Genomic DNA, 15,106 nt, shown 5'->3' on the forward strand with positions numbered 1-15,106 from the left:
ACCCTTCAAAAATCTCAGCTTGTTTTAGATTTTATTGCAAATGAATACACAACGTGAACAATTGATATATACATGGCTTACATCTGTTCTTAAAAATGATCAATTTAAGATCGCTTTTTTAGCAGGTGATGCAAGCTTCCGACGTTATGCGCGTATCCAGTTACAAAATAAAACGTATATGCTTATGGATGCCCCTCCAGAAAAAGAAGACTGTGTTCCGTTTGTGACCATTGACGAATTTTTTGCAGGCCATGGTGTACGCGTACCTCAGATCGTCGCGAAAGATTTGGCTCAAGGTTTTCTGTTATTGGAAGATTTTGGTGATGTGCTGTTGTCTACATTATTAAATGATGAAACAGTCGATAAATATTATGAACAAAGTTTTAAACAACTTATTCAATTGCAATCTATTGATGGGACTAACCAGTTTCCAGCTTATTCCTACGAAAAATTAATGTCGGAAATGCAGTTGCTTACAGAATGGATGTTGCCATCGCTTGCTATCCAGCCAACTGCTGAGCAGAAAAAAACGATTGATGATGCATTTGATTTCTTGGCTCGTGCCGCAGTAGCCCAACCGCAAGTTATTGTACATCGAGATTTTCACAGTCGTAATCTGATGAAAATTGAAAATGAACTAGAGCTTGGAGTAATCGATTTCCAAGATGCTGTTATTGGTGCTGATACATATGACTTAATTTCGATTACTCGTGATGCATATGTTCAATGGAATGCCGAGCATGTTTATGAATGGTTTAGAACCTTTTATGATTTATTGCCTGAGTCTGCCAAACAGAACCGCAGTTTTGAGCAATTCAAGCGTGATGCAGATTTAATGGCTATTCAGCGCCATATTAAAATTCTTGGCATTTTTGTTCGTTTGTTTGAGCGTGATGGTAAGTCTGGATACTTAAAAGACTTGCCGCGAGTCATGTGGTATTTACTCGAAGAAAGTCGTGGTTACGCTGAACTTGAAGAATTTATGGTATTTATGAATAACATAGTGATGCCTAAATTTATCGAGAAATATGGTAGCTATGAGGTGGCAGCATAATGAAAGCAATGATTCTTGCTGCTGGCTTGGGTAATCGTATGCGTCCACTTACGCTATATACACCAAAGCCTCTGCTTGAGGTGGGCGGTAAGCCGCTAATTGTGTGGCATATTGAAAAGCTTAAGAAAATTGGTGTGACTGAAATCGTCATTAATTCTGCATGGTTGGCTGATAAACTCATCAGTAGCTTAGGTGATGGCTCGCAATTTGGTGTAGATATCCGTTGGACACGAGAGGATGAGGGGCTAGAAACAGCTGGTGGAATTATTAATGCTTTGCCACTGCTTGGAGCAGATCCGTTTATTCTGGTGAATGGAGATGTATGGACCACAATGGATTTTGAAGCTCTACCCCATATTAAATTAAATGATGATTTAGCACATCTTGTATTGGTTGATAACCCTAAACAGCACCCTGAAGGCGACTTTACATTATTCGATGGACGCGCTTTTACATTCGATCAAGATGTGACAGGTGAGAATCTCACTTTTAGTGGTGTGTCTGTTATCCATCCTAAGCTTTTTGATGGATTGGAACCTGGTAAACGTCCTTTAGCTCCATTGTTGAAGCAAGCAATGCACAATCAAAAAATATCTGGTGAAAAGCTTAACGGTGCATGGGTCGATGTGGGAACGCCTGAGCGTTTATTGGAGCTGGATTTGCAAATTCGTGAAGGCTTCTACGATTAAGTGTGTAATCCCTAATCGTTAACTAGTGTTCCACGATGCATAAATGGGTATACTTTGTTTTAAATTTTACTTAGATGTTATCTGTTTATGCATCCGTTTTTTCAAGAGTTACAACAGGGTAGTCAAAAATTAGGTTTATCGCTTAGCGATGAAGCTTTGGCATTATTGTTAAAGTATCAAGATGCTTTGGTACTTTGGAACAAAGCATATAATCTGACAGCAATTCGTGATCCGAAAGAAATGTTAGTGAAGCATTTGTTGGATAGTCTAAGTATTTTAAATGACTTACCTGAAGGTAGACTACTTGATGTGGGTACAGGTGGTGGTATGCCTGGCATGATTATTGCTCTTTGTCAGCCACAACGCCAATGTGTTCTTTTAGATTCTAATGGTAAAAAAATTCGTTTTTTGAAGCAATTTATTGCTGATCTTAAATTGAGTAATGTTGTGGCAGTACAAACACGTGTTGAGAATCAAGATACAATTGATGAGCTTGGCCAGTTTGACGTCATAACAAGTCGAGCTTTTGCTTCTTTAACGGACTTTGTAGATGCAGCTCAGCCATATCTTCATCAGAGCAGTATAATCGCAGCGATGAAAGGTGTAGTGCCAGTTGAGGAAATTGAGCAGCTCAAGCAGGACTTTTCATGTAAAGTGATTGAACTGCGCGTACCAAGACTTGATGAACAACGTCATTTACTTTTACTTCAACATATCTAAATAAAAAGTATTAAGGTTACCATGGCTCAAATTATTGCGATTGCAAACCAAAAGGGTGGTGTTGGTAAAACAACGACTGCAGTAAATCTTGCAGCGTCTCTAGCTGTATTAAAAAAACGTGTATTACTTGTAGATATGGACTCACAAGGTAATGCTACGATGGGGTCTGGTATTCAAAAGAACGATCTTTTGTATTCAATTACAGATGTTCTTCTTGGTGAAGTCCCAATTGAAACAGCCATTCAAAAAGCAGAAGTTGGATATAAAGTTCTTGGCTCAAATCGTGAGCTTTCAGGTGTAGAACTCGCTATCGCAGAGCAGGAAGGTCGTGAATTCATTCTAAAGAATGCTTTGAATGAAATCAGAAACTCATTTGACTATATTATTGTAGATTGTGCTCCAAGTTTGAGTTTGATTACTGTCAATGCTTTGGCGGCTGTAGATAGTGTAATTATTCCAATGCAATGTGAATATTATGCGCTAGAGGGTTTGGCTGATTTAACACAGACTATTGATCGTATTCAAAAAGCACTCAATCCTGATTTAGAAATTATTGGTGTATTACGTACGATGTACGATGCACGAAATGCCTTAACACGTGATGTGTCTGCAGAACTAGAGCAATATTTCGGCAAAAAACTTTATGATACTGTTGTTCCACGAAATGTTCGCTTAGCAGAAGCACCAGCACACGGGTTGCCTGTTATCTATTTCGAAAAAAGTTCTAAAGGTGCAGTTGCATACTTAAATCTTGCAGCTGAGATGTTAAAGAGAAGTAAAGTGAAGAAAGGAAGTAAAGTATGAGCATCAAAAAACGCGGGTTGGCTAAAGGACGTGGTTTAGATGCATTACTTGGTTCAATTCAAAAAGAAAAACTACAACTGGAAGCACAGGCGTTAGACCACGGACAGTTAAAGCAAATTGATGTGAATTTACTAAAGCGTGGTGAATATCAACCACGTCGTTTTATTCATGAGCATGATTTACAAGAGTTAGCATCTTCTATTGAAAAACATGGCGTGATGCAGCCTATTGTAATCCGTCCAGTTGATGATGAAACACATCCATATGAAATCATTGCGGGTGAGCGTCGTTGGCGTGCAGCTCAAATTGCGGGCTTAACTGAAATTCCTGCAATTGTTCGTGACTTAAATGATCAGGTTGCAATTGCATTAGCGTTAATCGAAAACATTCAGCGTCAAGATTTAAATCCAATTGATCAAGCAATAGCTCTACAGCGCTTTCATGATGAATTTGGTTTGAGTCATCAGGAAATCGCTGACACAGTTGGTAAAGCACGTACTACTGTCAGTAATCTACTGCGCTTATTGAGTTTAGCTGATGATATTAAAGATTTTATGCAGCAAGGGCAGCTTGATATGGGGCATGCTCGAGCAATTTTGACATTGAAAGGTAAAGATCAATTAGAAGTTGCTAAAATTGTAATCGAGAAAGGATTGTCCGTTCGTCAAACAGAGCAATTGGTGCGTGATAGAAGTGAGCCTAAACAGGAAAAGGAAAAAGCACCTGTAGCACCAGATATTGAGCAATTGACACAAAAATTATCAGAGCGTTTTGGCGCTAATGTAAAAATTGATCATAACCAAAAAGGTAAGGGTAAACTTGTTATTCATTATCATACCTTGGATGAGTTAGATGGCATTTTAAATATTTGCTTGCCAGAATAATTTGCAGTTGGGTCATGTATTTCTAATTTTATATTCTTGGGGAAGAACATATGTGGGAACTTGTGAGAGCGGGTGGCTGGTTGATGCTGCCTTTAATTTTATGCTCAATTTTAACTGTTGCGATCAGTATTGAACGTTTTGTTCGGTTAAGACGTTCACAAGTTCTACCCGAAGTATTAAGCGGTAAGAGCTCTTTAAGAGCTGAAGATATAGTGGAAAGTTTAGAACAAAATGTAGAAGTGCAAAATAGTGCATTAGGACACATTTTAAAAGCAGGCTTTGAGCATCGCGAACATGGTGAGCAATTTGCTCGTGCGCAAATGGAAGTTGCAGCTTCTCAAGAAATTTCCTATTTAGAAAAAAATATTAATTTCTTGGGCACTTTAAGTGCTGTAGCGCCGTTACTCGGATTGCTTGGCACTGTAGTGGGAATTATTGAGTCATTTCTTGTGATTGATTTTGGATCGGCTGGAAGTCCAAGTTTAATGATCCCTGGTATCTCTAAAGCATTAATTACCACAGCTGTAGGAATGTTAATTGCAATTCCTGCTCTAATTGCTTATCGCTATTTCCAAAGAGTAGTGCAAGATTATATTGCTGAATTAGAACAGCAATCGACCTTGTTTCATGCTTCATTGTTCTATAAGCGTTCTTCGTCTGTAGCTGAACACCGCCGTGTTGGTTAAGAGGTGGACGCCAAATGAAGTTTAAACGTTCTCAAGTTGAAGACATTCATATCAATTTAACGCCTATGATTGACTGTCTGTTGTTCATTTTGGTTTTTTTATTGCTGTCGACCACTTTTAATCAGCCAAGTCGCATCAATTTAACATTACCAGATGCACAAGGTGTTCCACCAAAACAGTACGATCATAAAATTGAAGTCGTGGTAGACTCTGCTGGTCATTATGCTGTGAATGGTCAAGCACTTTCATCTAAAGAGGTTGCTGATCTGAGTACTGCAATTAAGCAAGTTGCTCAAGAGCACCGTGACTTTATGTTCATCATTGCTGCGGATGCCAAAGCGTCTCATCAGGATGTAATTCGCGTTATGGATGTGGCAGGACAACTCGGTTTTGTTAACATCAATATTAGTACCAAAGTTCCTTCTAGAGGTTTTTCTGAGTGAATCAAGATTTTAAGGTTTATACGCGTCTCTTAGCCTATTTAAAACCTTATTGGGGCGTGGCCTTATTAGTACTTATCGGGTTCGGTATTAACTCAGCAACAGAAGTTTCCGTTGCTAAATTGATTAAATTTATTATTGATGCAATCCAAAACGGTAGTAGAGCAGATTTGGATTGGTTCCCGTTATTAATTATTTTATTAGTATTCTTCCGCGGCTTAGGCCTATTTATGGGCGGCTACTATACTGCTGTGATTTCCCGTAGTTTAGTTTTTAGTATTCGACAGGAAGTTTACGCCAAACTTTTAAGACTCCCAGCACAATATTACTTAGATAATTCATCTGGTCATATTACCGCCAAAATTATGTATAACGTTGAACAGCTAACAGCTGCTTCTTCGGAATCATTAAGAACCATTGTTAGGGATGGGATGATTACTATTGGACTATTAGGCTATCTGTTCTATACCAATTGGCGTCTTACCTTATGCGTTTTTGTGTTTTTACCTGTAATTGGTGTATTGGTACGTAAAGCTTCGAAACGTATGCGAAAGCTTTCGTTACAAGTTCAAGATACGATGGGTGATGTGAACCATGTTGTCCAAGAAAGTATTAATGGTAATGCTGTAGTAAAAACTTTTGCTGGTGAAGAATCTGAACAAAAACGTTTCTATAAGTCATCGGAAGAGAACTTAAAACGTGGTTTAAAAATGGTGATTGTGCAAAACCTGAATAGCCCAGTTGTTCAGGTGGTAATGGCTTGTGCTATGGCCCTTATTGTATGGTTAGCTTTAAGACCTCAGATTTTAGGTAATACAAGTGCTGGTGAGTTTGTGGCTTATCTTACCGCAGCTGGCCTATTAGCAAAACCAGTTAAAAGCTTGACTGATGTAAATGAAAAGTTACAACGTGGTTTAGCAGCAGCTCATTCTGTTTTTGAATTACTAGATTTACCTGAAGAGCAAAATAACGGTCAATTGAAACCTAAATTAAATGGTGCAATCCGTTTTGATCATGTGACATTAAATTATGCTGATGGCGTAGCAGCTATTAAAGATTTTTCTTTAGATATTCTCCCAGGTCAAACAGTGGCATTGGTTGGTCGTTCAGGAGCTGGTAAAAGTTCATTAGTGAATATGTTGGTACGTTTTCAAGAAGTATCGAGTGGACAAATTTATTTAGATGATTTGCCAATTAATGATATTGAACTTTCTTGTCTGCGCACACAAATTGCAATGGTAAATCAACAGGTTATATTGTTTAACCGTACTGTTCGTGAAAATATCGCATATGGTCAGTTGGAAGGTGCATCAGATGAAAAAATCTATGCAGCGGCAAAAGCAGCCTATGCACATGACTTCATCATGAATTTGCCAAACGGTTATGACACTGTTTTAGGCGCACAAGGTTTAAACCTATCTGGTGGTCAGCGTCAGCGGATTGCAATTGCTCGAGCAATCTTAAAGAATGCTCCAATTCTAATTTTAGATGAAGCTACAAGTGCTCTCGATAATGAATCTGAACATTTTATTCAGCAAGCATTTGATGAAGCGATGCAAGACCGTACAACGATCGTTATTGCACACCGTTTATCAACAATTGAAAATGCTGACCGTATTGTAGTGATGGATCAAGGGCGAATCGTTGAGCAAGGTACTCATAAAGAGCTTCTTGAGAAACATGGTGCTTATTATCAATTACATCAGCGTAATTTTGAGGATAACTAAGCATGTCATTGGCCCAGCTGATCCAGAATGCATGGAATAAGCAATCAAGTTGGTTGATTGCTTTACGTCCATTATCTTGTTTGTATCGTGCTGGGTTTCTATTAAATCGTAATTTTTATACTGCGGGTTTAAAGAAAGTTTATAAGGCACCTGTACCTGTCATGGTGATTGGTAATATTACCGTGGGTGGAAGTGGAAAAACTCCATTATTAATACAACTGGTGAATTATCTACAACAGCATAATGTCAAAGTTGGAGTCATTAGCCGTGGGTATGGTGGTATAGGTCCTTTTCCCATGTTGGTTACTTCGGGTGCTCAAGCAACTCAGGTTGGAGATGAGCCTGCATTAATTGTTCAATCGACAAGTGTACCAATGGCAGTAGGTCCTAATAGGCAGGCTGCAATAGAACTTTTATTAGCATCAACATCAGTAGATTTAATTATTAGTGATGATGGTTTGCAGCATTGGGCATTGGGACGACAAATCGAGTGGATTGTACTCGATCAAAATCGCGGCTTAGGAAATCAAAAACTATTACCTGAAGGATATTTAAGAGAGCCAGTTGAGCGTTTAGAAACTGGAACAGTAATTGAACATGCGTATAAACCAACTACAGAATTAAATATGCATCTTGAGACTGGACAGCCATATTTACTTAATCCTTCGCCAAGGGGCGAACACAGTTTTAATCCTCAAAGTAATTATCATGCTGTAGTGGGTATTGGCTTTCCACAGCGTTTTTATCAAACACTTAAAGATTTAGGCCTGAAACAATTTCAAGAACATGCGTTTCGCGACCATCATGATTACTCAATCGATGATTTAATGTTTAATGATGAACTACCATTTATTACAACTGAAAAAGATGCAGTTAAATTATTACCATTGCTTGAAAAACATCCAGAATTTAAACAGCCTATTTGGGTTGTTCCTGTTAAAGCTATCCTGTCTGTAGAGTGTTATCAGGTTTTAAAGCAGCAACTGCAACAACTTGATATCCAATTATCTTAGGAAGAAAAAATGAAACACATCGTCATTCCAGCACGCTTCTCAAGTTCGCGTTTGCCAGGTAAACCATTGTTGCTTATTCATGACCGTCCTATGATTTTACGTGTAGTCGATCAAGCCAAAAAAGTTGAAGGTTTTGATGATTTATGTGTGGCAACAGATGATGAGCGTATTGCTGAGATTTGCCGTGCAGATGGCGTAGATGTTGTTCTCACGAGTCCTGATCATCCATCAGGAACAGACCGATTAAGTGAAGTTGCGCGCATTAAAGGCTGGGATGCTAATGACATTATTGTAAATGTTCAGGGAGATGAACCTTTATTGCCTGCCCAACTTGTTAAGCAAGTTGCAAAACTTTTGGTTGATAAACCAAATTGTTCAATGTCGACGTTGTGTGAGCCTATTCATACCTTAGATGAATTTCAGCGCGATAGTATTGTAAAAGTAGTCATGTCTAAACAAAATGAAGCCTTATATTTTAGCCGGGCCACTATTCCTTATGATCGGGATGGGGCTAAAGATAAAGAACCGACTTTACATACACAAGCATTTCGTCATTTAGGTTTATATGCGTATCGAGTGAGCTTATTACAAGAATATGTGACCTGGGATATGGGTAAGCTTGAAAAATTAGAAAGTCTTGAACAATTACGTGTTTTAGAAAATGGACATCGTATTGCGATTGCTGTTGCTCAAGCAAATTTACCACCCGGTGTGGACACTCAAGCTGATCTTGATCGCTTAAATAATATGCCTGTCGAATCTTTTGAATAAGCGTTAATTTTTAATGAATCCGAATGTAACTTCAAAGGTTTATCCTTGGCAGAAAACAACATGGGATACCTTAACAACAAGGTTTCCCAATATTGGACATGGCCTGTTATTTTATGGCAAGGAAGGCTGTGGGAAACATGCATTTGCTAAGCATTTCTTGGCGTGGGTGCTTTGTCTAAATAAGCAATCTCATGGTGCTTGTGGTGAGTGTAGCAGCTGCCAATGGTTAAAATCGGATACTCATCCAAATTATGTCCATATCACAACAGATGAAGAAAATAAAAAGCAAAATGCAAAAATAAAAATCGAAAAGATTCGAGATTTACTGCCTTTCGTGCAACAAACAGGAGAGGGTTGGCGCGTTATTCTTATTGAACCTGCTGAAGCTCTTAACTTGGCATCGTCAAATGCGCTATTAAAAACCTTAGAAGAACCAGGTGAGCGTGTTGTTTTAATTTTATTGGCCGATCACTACCTTAAATTACCAGCTACTATTCGTAGTCGATTGCAGCACTTTGCTTTAGATCGCATTTCATATGAGCAGGCTACTTCATATTTGAATGAGCATTTATCTGAAATTGCAGAAGTCCAACCTGATTTATTGCTTGGTCTATCTAATGATATGCCTTTACAAGCTATAGAAATTGCAAAGAGTGATTGGTTTACTAAACGACAGATTTTCTTAAATGACTGGCTAAAAATTGTAGCTCAAAAAAATATGCCTTTATTTTTCTCAGGAAAATGGCAAAAAGAATTAAGTTTCAGCGATTTTATCGTACTTTTTGAGTACTTGTTGGGAGATTTAATTTGTGTCAAGCTAAATCAACCGCAGAAAAATACAGATTTAGATTTTGATCAATTAAGTCCATATTACGATTTAGAAAGCTTATTCAATATTTATAGTGAACTACAACAAGCAAAAAAGCTTGTTGAGCAAAATGTACAAAGTCAACTTATTATAGATCAATTGTTTATAATGTTAATGAATGTTTAAGGGGAAGATTATGCAGCCGCAAATGGGGGGGATTATTCAGGTAAATATTCCTGATAGAGCTACTTTACAAGCAAGCTATATGGGATATGTGCAAGGTGGAGGCCTATTTGTACCATCAAAACAAAAAGTAAAAATGGGTCAAGAAATTTTCATTTTAGCTACTTTGCCTGAGCAGTCTCAAAAAATTCCTCTTACGGGTAAGGTGATTTGGATATCGCACAAGCAGAGTGGATTTAAACCTCAAGGTTTTGCTATTCAATTAAGTGGAGATAAGGGAGTTTACTATAAAGCTGAGGCAGAAAGAGTTTTGGCTGGTAGTATGTCTCTAGATCGTCCAAGTTATACCATGTAATCAAATAGGATAGAAAAGTGTTTGTTGATACGCATTGCCATTTAACGATGTTAGATTTAACGCCTTATAACGGCGATCTGGACCTTGCGCTCGCAGCAGCGCGAGCAGAAGGTGTGTCTAAATTTATGGCAATATCCGTTGATCTTGATGACCACATTGCACTAGCAGAGATTGCAAAGAGACATGAAGACGTTGGTTATACAGTAGGTGTTCATCCTTGTGAAGATGCCGATACAATGGCTCGTGCCACGACCGAATACTTGATTGAATTGGCTCAGTCGAAAAAAGTATGGGCTCTGGGTGAAACTGGACTGGACTATTATCACAGTACAGATTTTGTTGAAGAGCAAAAGGCATGTTTTGCAAGACATATCCAAGCTTCGAAAATTGTAAAAAAACCAGTCGTCGTTCATACGCGTTCAGCAAAGCATGATACGGTAGATATTATTCGTGCTGAAAACTCCACTCATGGAATTTTGCATTGTTTTACCGAAGATTGGGAAACAGCAAAGGCTGTTCTGGATTGTGGTTATTACATTTCTTTTTCAGGTATTGTGTCATTTAAAAATGCACAAGACTTGCGTGATGTAGCCAAACAAGTGCCATTAGATCGGCTTTTAATTGAAACAGATAGCCCTTATTTAGCACCTGTTCCATACCGTGGAAAAACAAATGAACCAAAATATGTACCTTATGTAGCCAAAGCGCTCAGCGATGTATATGATAAATCGGTTGAGGAAATTGCAATGATCACCTCACAAAATTTTGAGAACTTGCTAAAAGCGATTTAAGTTATAGAAACTATATAAGAGAGTAATTGCGTGAAGATGGATCGTCAGGCTCAGTTCCGAGCAAGAGAAGTATTAATATTTCAGGTTGCGGAACAATTATTGCTAGAAAATGGCGAAGCCGGAATGACACTTGATGTCTTGGCTGCTGAGCTTGATTTAGCAAAAGGAACTTTGTACAAACACTTTCAAAGTAAAGATGAATTGTACATGCTGTTGATTATTCGTAATGAACGTATGTTACTCGAAATGATTCAAGATACTGAAAAGGCTTTTCCAGAACATTTGGCCTTTTTTATGCTGCATCATTTACACCACCCTGAACGGACAGTTTTATTTCATCAAATTGAGGAAAAACTTTCGATTACAGCTCAAGGTGTGCATCACCTTTTTAATGAGCTTTATCAAGTGCGTAAACAACGATTACGAATTATCATTCGCATGACAGATCACTATTTAGAATCGATTCAAAGCAATATGACAACTCGAGATTATCTGGCTTCTATTTGGTCGTTAACTCATGGTGCAGCAGCTATTCTCAACTCAAGTTTTTACCAACGCTATTTAGGTTCACGGGACACTTTAAGAGTGGCTTATATTGATCAGGCATTAGCCTTACCTAAACAAACTGTTGAACAATATGCTTAATAGGTCGATATGAAATCTCAATCACCGCCTAAATCACAAAAAGGTTTTACCCTCATTGAAGTGATGGTGGTGATTGTTATTATGACGATTATGACTTCTCTTGTTGTACTTAATATAGGTGGGGTTGACCAAAAGAAAGCGATGCAAGCAAGAGAGTTATTTTTGCTTGATGCACATAAAATTGGTAAAGAGTCACTTGATCAGTCTCGTGTTTTAGCTCTATCTACTATGAGTGAAACGGACGTTTCTCCATTTTCTTATGAGCTGTATGAATACCACGATCAGAGTAAATTACAGGTACAAGATTTAAAAAATCGTTGGCAGAAATACCCAGAATTTACTATGCGCCAATTGCCTAAACATGTATCGTTTACAGTACAACCTCTAGATGGTAAAACCTATTCAAAAGCTACCAATACAGATTTAATTGGCGGGCAGTCTCCGCAATTAATCTGGTTTGGAAATGGTGAAGCTAAAACAGTTAAAATACAGTTTTACTTTGAACAAAAACCAATTGGTTCAGAAATACAGATTGATCATTTGGGTAAAATAAATGAAATCTAAAGGCTTTACTCTATTAGAGGTAATGGTAGCTTTAGCAATTTTTGCGGTAGCTGCCGTCGCGTTAACTAAAGTGGCCATGCAATATACCCAATCTACCTCAAATGCAATTCTTAGAACAAAAGCTCAGTTCGTAGCAATGAATGAAGTTGCCTTAATGGAGATAAATCAAGAATGGCTTCAAGGTACTCAAAGTAAGCAAGTTACTTCTCAAGGTGAAACCTGGCAGATTGATAAATCTGCTGAATCTACAGTCAGCCCGAATGTTCAGAAAGTAGATTTGCAAATTAGCTTATATGATTCTGATAAAGGGAAAGTTCAAAATGGTATTACCCACTTGGTATTTTTTAATTATCCAATGAAAGCAAAATAATGATAAAAAATAAATATCTTCGCTCAATAAGTCCAGCTTGTCGTCTTGCTGCACGATCGGAGCAGACGATGAAGGGTTACTCCGAGCAAAGTTCTTCGTCTTGCGCTCAGACAAACCGTTGCTTTAAAGACTCTCACATTCGAAACACAGTTTCTCGTCTTGCTGTACGATCGAACAGTGCTCGATTAACTCGTGCCGCAGGATTTACTTTAGTTGAGCTTTTAGTCGCAATTGCAATTTTTGCTGTTCTATCTTTGTTGGGTTGGAAGATTTTTGATTATTTATTAAAAGTCCGTGATCGTAATGCACAACACGAAGTGCAGTTATTTGAATTACAAGATGCTTATCAACAAGTGTTACGTGATACGTTGCAAATTATACCTTTATCAGCTAATCAAGGCGGCCAATTACGTCCAGCCTTAGAACTTGATAATCAAGTTCTTCACTTTAGCAAGGCAGGTGTTACTGATCCTTTAAAACAAGGGTTATCACCTTTTGAGCGTATTGAATATCGATATGATCCTGATCAAAAAAAGCTTTATCGTCTTAAATATAGTAATTTAAATACTTCAAACAGAGAGCAACCATTATCAAGTACGCTGTTAAGCCAAGTTGAACAATTTCAAATTATGGTACTCACGCCTCAAGAAGTGACAAAGTGGCCAGAAATTAATATTGATCCCACAAAACCTGAAGAATTTAGAAAGTTGCCGAAAGGAATAAAAATACAACTCACAGTTGCCGGTGTAAGTTATGAGTGGATTTATAGCTTAAATCAAGGTGATTTATCGCTCTCCAATAAAGGAGTGGGATAGTGTTGCATTATAAAAAAAGCCAGCAAGGTGTTGCTTTGCTCACCATTCTAATTATGGTTGCTTTGGCTACAATTTTAGCTGCCTCTATTGCAAAGCATCAAACCAATACCATGGAAAATACTGGCTATTTGATACGTCAAAATCAGTCATTACTCTATGCAAAAAGTGCAGAGGCTTTTTTTTCTGAATTATTAATTCAGGATGCAAACAATGCTGGTGGCGTTGATCATTTAAAAGAAACATGGGCACAGCCGATGCCACCTTTTCCAATAGACGATGGAACAGTATCAGGGCGTTTACTGGATGAGTCAGGCAAATTTAACCTAAACAATTTGACGACGAATGAAGGTAAGGTAAACGAAGCTGCTAAAAATTGGTTTGAGCGACTACTTTTACGTGTAGGCTTGCCAGCAGAATTAAGTCAAGCAGTCATCGATTGGCAAGATCTAGATGACGAACCATCTGGGCCTATGGGTGCTGAAAGCAGTTATTATGAAGGTCTTGATCCTAGCTATTTAGCTTCAAATGCTAAATTTCATCGTATTGAAGAGCTAAAATTAGTAAGAGGGTTTGACGGTAAGAAATATGATTTAATTGCTCCTTATATTTCTGCATTACCTGAGAATACAAAAGTAAATATTAATACCGTCTCGCCATTAGTTTTGGCGAGTATTGATCCAAAATTAGATTTAGGGGCGGTAGAAAAAGAGCTTCAGATGCGCCAACAAAATTTAAAATTCTTTCAAAATGTTGATGAATTATGGCAATTGAATGCTTTTTCAACAGTCGATACTCAAAAGAGAACTGAAGTGAATAGCTTATTAGATGTAAAGTCGAGTTTTTTTCAAGCACAAATTGAGGTCGTGCTAAATAATCGGAAAAGACAATTTACAAGTGCACTAATGCGTAATGATAAGCAGGTTTATGTTTATTCTAGAAACATGTCACCATTTAACTGATTGAAAAATTTTAGTTTATTTGTTTTTATCATGTTGTTAAAAAGTCATATTTAGAAACTTCTCTGATGACTAAATAAAAAGAAGATAAATTTTCTATATATTTATCTTCAATATTTCTTCACAAGTCTTATCATACTTTTCGCTAATTGTTTCTAATTGAAAAGTGGTGCGAAGTTTTCGTCTTTTGCTTTATAATAATGTTCCTAGAAGGAATGATCGATTTGGCACATGTTAATTCGTAAGTTATTTAAGTTTGAAAATGCACATGTTGTACGAAACTGTACATCAGATCGTTGTAAGCGATCAATTCATGGACATAGCTATAAAGTCGAATTATTGCTTAAAGCTTCGAAATTAGATCATGGACAAATGGTTTATGATTTTGGGCTTCTAAAAGGGGTAATAAAAGATCTTATTGACAGCTTTGATCATGCAATCTGTTTTTGGGAAAAAGATGATTCTCAATACATTGATGCTTGTCAGACTTTTAGTGCTCGTTGGATTTCTTTACCTGTTTCACCTTCGGCTGAACAGTTTTCACGTATTTTCTTTTATCTAGCTCAGCAAGTTTTACAATCAACCATCACTCAAAATGGGGAAGGTGATGTTGAGGTTTATTCAGTTATTGTTCATGAGACTGATACTGGATATGCACAAAGCTTTATTGAAGATATTCAAAATGAACAAATGGGAATTTTAAGTCTCGATGGAATTGTTTTTTCAGAACAAATTCAGATAGAGTGGGCAAATCCTCAAATGTATGAAGACTTGAAAAATGGGATTAAATTTAATAATCCTCAAGTTGATTTACAAGTCGAAGTATAAGTC

General features: G+C 37.5%; 19 protein-coding genes. All 19 read left to right on the forward strand.

From position 1 onward, the window contains the following. Positions 1-40 precede the first annotated feature (40 nt). The 19 genes from ODQ17_RS00505 (at position 41) to ODQ17_RS00595 (ending at position 15,103) form a co-directional block, all read left to right on the forward strand. Entirely contained in the window at positions 41-1,054 is a 1,014-nt protein-coding gene (locus ODQ17_RS00505; RefSeq protein WP_322901007.1) for an aminoglycoside phosphotransferase family protein, read from the forward strand. Then, entirely contained in the window at positions 1,054-1,743 is a 690-nt protein-coding gene (murU, locus tag ODQ17_RS00510; RefSeq protein ID WP_322901010.1) for an N-acetylmuramate alpha-1-phosphate uridylyltransferase MurU, read from the forward strand. Before ODQ17_RS00505 ends, murU begins: the two co-directional genes overlap by 1 nt. Before the next feature lie 87 nt (positions 1,744-1,830). Further along, positions 1,831-2,463: a 16S rRNA (guanine(527)-N(7))-methyltransferase RsmG gene (gene rsmG / locus ODQ17_RS00515; protein ID WP_092705594.1), complete on the forward strand. Its 633-nt coding sequence runs from the start codon at positions 1,831-1,833 to the stop codon at positions 2,461-2,463. Between the two features lie 21 nt (positions 2,464-2,484). Continuing rightward, a complete protein-coding gene (locus ODQ17_RS00520) occupies positions 2,485-3,267 on the forward strand; it encodes a ParA family protein (RefSeq protein WP_003651453.1) in 783 nt (260 codons plus the stop codon). Next, positions 3,264-4,151: a ParB/RepB/Spo0J family partition protein gene (locus ODQ17_RS00525; protein ID WP_322901013.1), complete on the forward strand. Its 888-nt coding sequence runs from the start codon at positions 3,264-3,266 to the stop codon at positions 4,149-4,151. Before ODQ17_RS00520 ends, ODQ17_RS00525 begins: the two co-directional genes overlap by 4 nt. A gap of 50 nt (positions 4,152-4,201) precedes the next feature. Next, positions 4,202-4,837 carry a MotA/TolQ/ExbB proton channel family protein gene (locus tag ODQ17_RS00530; protein WP_322901014.1) on the forward strand — a complete coding sequence of 212 codons (636 nt, stop codon included), beginning with the start codon at positions 4,202-4,204 and terminating at the stop codon, positions 4,835-4,837. 14 nt (positions 4,838-4,851) lie between these two features. Further along, complete coding sequence (locus ODQ17_RS00535; RefSeq protein WP_004642621.1) at positions 4,852-5,280, forward strand: ExbD/TolR family protein; 429 nt, start codon at positions 4,852-4,854, stop codon at positions 5,278-5,280. Continuing rightward, a complete protein-coding gene (gene msbA / locus ODQ17_RS00540; RefSeq protein WP_322901016.1) occupies positions 5,277-7,004 on the forward strand; it encodes a lipid A export permease/ATP-binding protein MsbA in 1,728 nt (575 codons plus the stop codon). Before ODQ17_RS00535 ends, msbA begins: the two co-directional genes overlap by 4 nt. A gap of 2 nt (positions 7,005-7,006) precedes the next feature. Then, complete coding sequence (lpxK, locus tag ODQ17_RS00545; RefSeq protein ID WP_322901018.1) at positions 7,007-8,017, forward strand: tetraacyldisaccharide 4'-kinase; 1,011 nt, start codon at positions 7,007-7,009, stop codon at positions 8,015-8,017. Between the two features lie 9 nt (positions 8,018-8,026). After that, entirely contained in the window at positions 8,027-8,788 is a 762-nt protein-coding gene (kdsB, locus tag ODQ17_RS00550; RefSeq protein WP_322901020.1) for a 3-deoxy-manno-octulosonate cytidylyltransferase, read from the forward strand. A 13-nt stretch (positions 8,789-8,801) separates the two neighbouring features. Further along, a complete protein-coding gene (locus ODQ17_RS00555; protein ID WP_322901022.1) occupies positions 8,802-9,782 on the forward strand; it encodes a DNA polymerase III subunit delta' in 981 nt (326 codons plus the stop codon). Between the two features lie 10 nt (positions 9,783-9,792). Beyond that, positions 9,793-10,134, forward strand: a complete 342-nt coding sequence (locus ODQ17_RS00560; protein WP_009387057.1) for a PilZ domain-containing protein — start codon at positions 9,793-9,795, stop codon at positions 10,132-10,134. 17 nt (positions 10,135-10,151) lie between these two features. Continuing rightward, a complete protein-coding gene (locus tag ODQ17_RS00565) occupies positions 10,152-10,925 on the forward strand; it encodes a TatD family hydrolase (RefSeq protein ID WP_013198083.1) in 774 nt (257 codons plus the stop codon). 36 nt (positions 10,926-10,961) lie between these two features. Beyond that, positions 10,962-11,570, forward strand: coding sequence for a TetR/AcrR family transcriptional regulator (locus ODQ17_RS00570; protein WP_322901477.1), 609 nt, complete (start codon positions 10,962-10,964; stop codon positions 11,568-11,570). 9 nt (positions 11,571-11,579) lie between these two features. Continuing rightward, entirely contained in the window at positions 11,580-12,134 is a 555-nt protein-coding gene (locus ODQ17_RS00575; protein WP_322901026.1) for a type II secretion system protein, read from the forward strand. Then, a complete protein-coding gene (gene gspI, locus ODQ17_RS00580) occupies positions 12,124-12,504 on the forward strand; it encodes a type II secretion system minor pseudopilin GspI (protein WP_004792732.1) in 381 nt (126 codons plus the stop codon). Before ODQ17_RS00575 ends, gspI begins: the two co-directional genes overlap by 11 nt. Then, positions 12,504-13,319 carry a type II secretion system minor pseudopilin GspJ gene (gene gspJ / locus ODQ17_RS00585; RefSeq protein WP_322901028.1) on the forward strand — a complete coding sequence of 272 codons (816 nt, stop codon included), beginning with the start codon at positions 12,504-12,506 and terminating at the stop codon, positions 13,317-13,319. The genes gspI and gspJ overlap by 1 nt, the downstream gene beginning before the upstream one ends. Then, positions 13,319-14,278, forward strand: a complete 960-nt coding sequence (gene gspK, locus ODQ17_RS00590; RefSeq protein ID WP_322901030.1) for a type II secretion system minor pseudopilin GspK — start codon at positions 13,319-13,321, stop codon at positions 14,276-14,278. Before gspJ ends, gspK begins: the two co-directional genes overlap by 1 nt. Positions 14,279-14,506: 228 nt before the next feature. Further along, complete coding sequence (locus ODQ17_RS00595) at positions 14,507-15,103, forward strand: 6-pyruvoyl trahydropterin synthase family protein (RefSeq protein ID WP_004792725.1); 597 nt, start codon at positions 14,507-14,509, stop codon at positions 15,101-15,103. Positions 15,104-15,106 lie beyond the last annotated feature (3 nt).

Origin of the sequence: Acinetobacter sp. IRS14, assembly GCF_034650275.1 — a bacterium.
Taxonomy (GTDB): Bacteria; Pseudomonadota; Gammaproteobacteria; order Pseudomonadales; family Moraxellaceae; genus Acinetobacter; species Acinetobacter oleivorans.